Origin of the sequence: Micromonospora deserti, assembly GCF_003236335.1 — a bacterium.
GTDB lineage: Bacteria > Actinomycetota > Actinomycetes > Mycobacteriales > Micromonosporaceae > Micromonospora > Micromonospora deserti.
This window is the reverse complement of record NZ_POUB01000334.1, coordinates 1-5,793: the sequence shown is the minus strand read 5'-3', so window position 1 is coordinate 5,793 and position 5,793 is coordinate 1. Positions and strand designations below refer to the sequence as shown.

Annotated in this window: 6 protein-coding genes and 1 pseudogene; 3 read left to right on the top strand and 4 right to left on the bottom strand. The window is 75.4% G+C overall.

Annotation, left to right across the window (positions count from 1 at the left end; genetic code table 11):
* The 4 genes and pseudogenes from C1I99_RS28535 to C1I99_RS28520 all read right to left on the bottom strand — a co-directional run.
* Positions 1 to 608 (bottom strand): annotated as a pseudogene (locus C1I99_RS28535) (FtsK/SpoIIIE domain-containing protein); the annotation flags it as partial.
* Positions 601 to 1,719 carry a hypothetical protein gene (locus C1I99_RS28530; RefSeq protein WP_111137300.1) on the bottom strand — a complete coding sequence of 373 codons (1,119 nt, stop codon included), beginning with the start codon at positions 1,717 to 1,719 and terminating at the stop codon, positions 601 to 603. The pseudogene C1I99_RS28535 and the gene C1I99_RS28530, both read right to left, overlap by 8 nt.
* Before the next feature lie 8 nt (positions 1,720 to 1,727).
* On the bottom strand, positions 1,728 to 1,988 hold the full coding sequence (locus C1I99_RS28525; RefSeq protein WP_111137299.1) for a hypothetical protein: 261 nt from the start codon (positions 1,986 to 1,988) through the stop codon (positions 1,728 to 1,730).
* 151 nt (positions 1,989 to 2,139) lie between these two features.
* Positions 2,140 to 2,517 (bottom strand): PIN domain-containing protein, encoded by a 378-nt coding sequence (locus C1I99_RS28520; RefSeq protein WP_111137298.1) that lies wholly within the window; start codon positions 2,515 to 2,517, stop codon positions 2,140 to 2,142.
* A 175-nt stretch (positions 2,518 to 2,692) separates the two neighbouring features.
* On the opposite strand from C1I99_RS28520, the gene C1I99_RS28515 reads away from it, so the two are divergent.
* From C1I99_RS28515 to C1I99_RS28505, 3 genes are read left to right on the top strand one after another with little or no spacing between them, the layout of a single operon-like run.
* A complete protein-coding gene (locus tag C1I99_RS28515; protein ID WP_111137297.1) occupies positions 2,693 to 5,245 on the top strand; it encodes an ATP-dependent Clp protease ATP-binding subunit in 2,553 nt (850 codons plus the stop codon).
* Positions 5,246 to 5,262: 17 nt separating this feature from the next.
* Positions 5,263 to 5,430, top strand: coding sequence for a hypothetical protein (locus C1I99_RS33520; protein WP_199562423.1), 168 nt, complete (start codon positions 5,263 to 5,265; stop codon positions 5,428 to 5,430).
* On the top strand, positions 5,430 to 5,780 hold the full coding sequence (locus tag C1I99_RS28505; protein WP_111137295.1) for a DUF3140 domain-containing protein: 351 nt from the start codon (positions 5,430 to 5,432) through the stop codon (positions 5,778 to 5,780). Before C1I99_RS33520 ends, C1I99_RS28505 begins: the two co-directional genes overlap by 1 nt.
* Positions 5,781 to 5,793: the final 13 nt, after the last annotated feature.

Here is a 5,793-nt window from a genome sequence, read left to right as displayed (position 1 = left end):
AGCCCGCCCGGCCCGACGAAGGTCAGCAGCCCGGCGGTGCCGAGCGGGGCGAACCCGGCCAGCCCGCCGCCCAGGTGCTCCGGGTCGTACCCGACCAGGCGGACCGTACCCGCGTCGGCCCGGCCCACGGCCCGCAGCAGCAGCGCCGACACCACCGCCTCGCCGCCGTCCCGGTCGGCTCCGCTCAGCTGCACGTGCCCGGCGTCGAGCAGCGGCACCAGCGCCGGCACCGGCTCCGCGCCGGGGATGCGGACGGTGCCGATCCGCAGCGCGCCCGGCGGCTCGGCGCGCGCCACCGGCGTCGGGCGCCAACTCGTCCAGTCGGCCGAGGCGGCCCCCGGCGCCTCCCGGTGCGCCGCCGCCGCCGCGCGGCGGGCCAGCTCGGCGATCCGCGCCGCGTGCCGCTCGTCGATCTCGGCCAGCCGGCGATCCCGCTGGGCGCCCACCCGCTCCGGCACGGCGGCAGCGGCCCGCCGGACCTTCGCCAGCCGTTCCCGGGTCTCGGTCAGCTCGTCCTGCGCGGCGTACAGCCGGGTCCGGGTCGCGCCGAGCGCCTCGCCGAGCATCCCCCGGACCCGGGTGACCAGCTGCGCCCGCCGGTCAGCCATCGGCGCCCAACCGGTACGGGCCGGCGGAGCCCGTCCGGCCCGACCGGTCGTGGTCGCCCGCGGTCGGGGCGCCTCGGCCCGGTGCCGTCCCGCCGTCCCGCCGGACGTCACCGGAGGCGGACCGGCCGGCCAGCCGCTCCGGGGCGGCGCCGGCCCGGCGTTCCCACTCGGCGTCGGCCGCCCGGTCCCGAGTGGCGTCCGCCCGCCGGTCCCGGTCGGCGGCGGCCCGCCGGTCCCGCGCCTGGTCGGCCTGCCGCTCCCGGTCGGCATCGGTGGGCAGGTCCCGACCGAGCCGGGCCAGCAGCACCCCGGTGAGCACGCCGGCGGTGACTGCGGGGTCGGCCGCGTGCGGCTGCTCCGCCTCGCCGCGCCGGGGCGGAGGCATCCGGCAGACCCGGGTCAGCAGGGTGTCCAGCACCGGCGCCGGCAGCCCGGGCAGCAGGTCGCGGACCCGCCCGTCCAGCTCGCGGTGCAGCCGCCCCAGGTCGTCGGCGCGCGGCGGGTGGCCGAGCAGCTCCCCGGCCAGGTCGCGCAGCAGCGGCGGCGCCAGCGCCGCCAGGCCGAGCCCGACGTCGGCGTGCGCCCGGCGCAGCTCAGCGTGCAGCCGGTCCCGGTCACCGGCGCGGACCCCGCGCACCACCCGGCGCAGCAGCTCCCGGGAGTCGCCGACCCGCTCGTCCGGCTCGTCCGGCGCTCCCTCCCGGCCGCCGGTCAACTCCGCCACCCGCACCGACCACCAGCGGCGCAGCGTCACCTCACCGGCCGGCTCCGGCGCCACGGCCACCGGGGCGGCCTCGCGGGGTGCGTCGTGCGCCGGCCGGCGCTGCCGCTCGGGGCCGGCCGTCGGCGCCCCGTCGGCGGTCAGCCCGATCGCCGCCAGGTACGCCGAGAGCTGCTCCTGGGCGACGCGCAGGGCGTACCCGGCGGTCTCGGCGTGCTCGGTGGCGGCGGAGACCTCCGGCACCCCCATCGGGTTGGCCGACTCCTGGCGCACCCAGCGCAGCCGCTCCGCGGCCAGCCCGAACTTCTCCAGCGCCTGCGCGAGCAGGCCGAGCGGGAGTTCCTCGGCGGCGGCCCGGACCTGGGCGCCGACGTCCTCGACGATGGACACGGCCGTCCCTACAGGGTCGCGACGTACAGCTGCGCCTGCTCGACCGCGACGAGTGTCGCGGCGAGGCACTCCTCCAGCTCCTGGCTGGCCTGGGTCAGCGAAGCCTGGGCCGCCTCGACCGTGACGTGCCCGCTGCCCTCCAGCGCGCCGGCCAGGGTCTGCTGCGCCTCGGCCAGCTTCTCGCCGGCCGCCTGCACGGCACTCTGGCCGTCACCGATCTGTTGGAGCGCGACATCAATGGCTGCCTTGAGCTCGGCGACGCTCGCCACGGTGGAACCTCCTGGGGGCGGGGAGGTCTTCATTAGAGCCTATCCCGGTGGGTGAGAGAACAACCGCCCTGTCAGTGTTCCTGCCGGGCTGACCGGTTGTCGACCACAAGCGCCGCGAGTCCGATCTGTGGGACTCGCGGCGGTGGGCGGCTCACTCCCGCACCGCACGCGGCCCGTACACCTCGGCGCCCAACGCGGTCACCCGTTGCCGCAGCTCACGGTCGGCGGTGACGACCACCCGGCGGCGTTGCGGCGCGCCGGCGACCAGCTCGACCACGGCGTCGTCGCCGGAGCGTTCGGCGGCGACCACCCGCACCTGGTCGCTGCCCGGCACGTGCCGCGCCGCGCCCTCCACCACCAGCACCACCTCCACCGGCGGCGGCAGCTGCGGGGGCAGCCCGCGGGCGGGCAGCGGGGCCAGCGCGTCGCGCAGCCGGGCGGTGGCGCCGGCCCGGTCCCGCCACCAGCCGTCGGGGCGGGACCCGACCACGTTGGCGGCGTCCACGATCAGCAGCGGGATCTGGTCCATCCCGCCAGCGTGCCACCACCGGCCCCCGGGCGTCCCGGCGCCGTCGCCGCGCCGTGTCGGCGGACCCGATCCCTGGGGCGCGCAGCCTCCGGGCGTGGCGCCCGTGCGGCGTTTGTCGGCCCGACCGCCGGGTAGGCCTTGACGAACGTGCCGAGCCGGACTGCGGAGGACAGACATGATGGGACCCGGTGACTTCGGCTCCGACCCCTGGGACGAGTTCCTGGCCCGGTATTTCGGCCGGGGCGAGGGTGGGCGCCGCCCCGCGCACCGGGTCGACATCACCCGGCTGATGACCGCCGACGCCCGGGAGATGCTCGCCGACGCGGCACGGCGGGCGGCCCAGCGGCAGAGCAGCGACCTGGACACCGACCACCTGCTCTGGGCGGCGCTGCAACGCGAACCGCTGCGGGACCTGGTCCGTCGCGCCGGCGCCGACCCGGACACCCTCATCAACGCCCTCGGCGGGCGCGGTGACGGCGCGCCCCGCGGCGAGGTGCCGCCGAACCTGTCGCTCACCCCGGCGGCCAAGCGGGCACTGCTCGACGCCCACCAGCTGTCCCGGGCGATGGGGGCCAACTACATCGGCCCCGAGCACATCCTGATGGCGCTGCCGCTGAACCCCGAGTCACCGGCCGGGCGGATGCTCGCCGCGGGCCGGATCCAGCCGGAGTCGTTGCAGGCGGCCAACGCCGAACGGGGACCGATGGGCGGCCCGCGGCCGGACCGGGGCACCCCGACCCTCGACCAGTACGGCCAGGACCTCACCGACCTGGCCCGCAACGACCAGATCGACCCGGTGATCGGCCGGGCCGACGAGATCGAGCAGGCCGTGGAGATCCTGTCCCGGCGGACCAAGAACAACCCGGTGCTGATCGGCGAGGCCGGCGTCGGCAAGACCGCCATCGTGGAGGGTCTGGCCGAGCGGATCTGCGACGGTGACGTGCCGCAGACGCTGCTCGGCAAGCGGGTGATCCAGCTCGACCTGGCCGGCCTGGTCGCCGGCACCCGCTACCGGGGCGACTTCGAGGAACGCCTGAAGAAGGTGATCGACGAGATCCGGTCGCACCGCGAAGAGCTGATCATCTTCCTGGACGAGATCCACACCCTGGTCGGTGCCGGCGGGGCGGGCAGCGAGGGCGGCATGGACGCCTCCAACATGCTCAAGCCCGCACTGGCCCGCGGCGAGCTGCGGGTGATCGGCGCGACCACCCTGGACGAGTACCGCCGGAGCATCGAGAAGGACGCCGCCCTGGCCCGCCGGTTCCAGCCGGTCTTCGTTCCGGAGCCCAGCGTGGAGGACACCGTCGCGATCCTGCGCGGACTGCGCGACCGCTACGAGGCGCACCACCAGGTGCGGTTCACCGATGAGGCGCTGGTCGCCGCCACCGAGCTCTCCGACCGGTACCTCACCGACCGGTACCTGCCGGACAAGGCGATCGACCTGATAGACCAGGCCGGCGCCCGGGTCCGGCTGCGCACCCGCACGCCGGACCAGGACGTACGCGACCTGGAGCAGCAGCTCGACGAGGTGCGCCGGGACAAGGAGCAGGCGGTCGCCGACGAGAAGTACGAGCGGGCGTCGACGCTGCGCGACCGGATCGCGGAGCTCGAGGACCAGATCCGCCGCGCCCGCGGCGACGAGGGCACCTCTCAGGTGCCGTCGGTGGGGCCGCACGAGATCGCCGAGGTGGTCTCCCGGGCCACCGGCATCCCGGTCAACCAGCTCACCGAGGAGGAGCGGGACCGGCTGCTGCGGCTGGAGGGCTACCTGCACGAGAAGGTGGTCGGCCAGGACGAGGCGGTCACCGCGGTGGCGGAGGCGGTGCGCCGCTCGCGGACCGGGCTCGCCGACCCGGACCGGCCGATGGGCAGTTTCCTCTTCCTCGGCCCCACCGGCGTCGGCAAGACCGAGCTGTCCCGCGCCCTGGCCGAGGCGCTGTTCGGCGAGGCGGACCGGATGGTCCGGGTGGACATGAGCGAGTTCCAGGAGCGGCACACGGTCAGCCGGCTGGTCGGCGCACCGCCCGGCTACGTCGGGTACGAGGAGGCCGGGCAGCTCACCGAGGCGGTGCGCCGCCGCCCGTACGCGGTGGTGCTGCTGGACGAGATCGAGAAGGCCCACCCCGATGTGTTCAACATCCTGCTCCAGGTGCTGGACGACGGCCGGCTCACCGACAGCCAGGGCCGCACCGTCAACTTCAAGAACACCGTCCTGATCATGACGAGCAACCTCGGCTCGGAGCTGATCACCGGCACGCAGCGCACGGTCGGGTTCGGTGCCGGCGAACCCGGCGGGCAACAGGAAGCCAGCGAGCTGCGGGAACGGCTGATGCGCCGGTTGCAGGAGAACTTCCGTCCCGAATTCCTCAACCGGATCGACGAGGTGATCATCTTCCAGCGGCTGGAGGCGGAGCAGCTGCGCCAGATCACCGAGCTGATGCTGGAGGAGACCCGCCGCCGGCTGCACGCCCAGGACATCCAGGTGGAGTTCACCACCGCCGGCGTCGACTGGCTCGCCGAGCACGGCTACCAGCCGGAGTTCGGCGCCCGCCCGCTGCGCCGGGTGATCCAGCGGGAGGTGGACAACCGCCTGTCCCGGATGCTGCTGGAGTCGGCGATCTCGCCCGGGCAGAAGGTCACCGTGGACGCCCGCGACGGCAACCTGGCCTTCGACGTCGCCGCCGGGGAGCGCGGCCACCCCGCCGCCACCACCTCGCACCCCCGATGACCCGGGACGAGGCGGAGATGACCGAACCCGAGGAGACCCAGGAGAACGCCGAACGGACCGAACCGATCGTGGCGCCCCCGACAGCGAACCCGGCCCGGGTGCAGGTGCCGCCGGAGGGCCTGGGCCAGCAGACCGACGAGCCGGACCCGGCGGCGTCCGACCGCCGCCGGCGAGAGGAGGGCTGATGGCACGCGAGCAGCGGGTCGAACCCGAGGTGGAGGCGCTCTGGGAGGACTTCCACGCCCAGGTCAACGTCCCGTCCGAGCAGCTGCGCAGGTGGCTGCTGACCCGCGGCTCCGGGGAGGAGGCGTTCGGGCCGAACCCGGACCTCGACCTGCCCGAGCCGGGTCGGCACATCCTGCGCGTGCTGAGCAAGCGCAAGGTCGACCTGACCCCGGACGACATCGAGGTGATGCGGGAGGCGGTCGACCGGATCCAGTCCCTGATGGAGGCGAAACCACCGCGCGGCAACGCCGACGACGAGTGGCGGCACTCCCTGCTCGACCTCGGCCACGACGTCCTCATCGAACGCTGACCCACCCACCCGC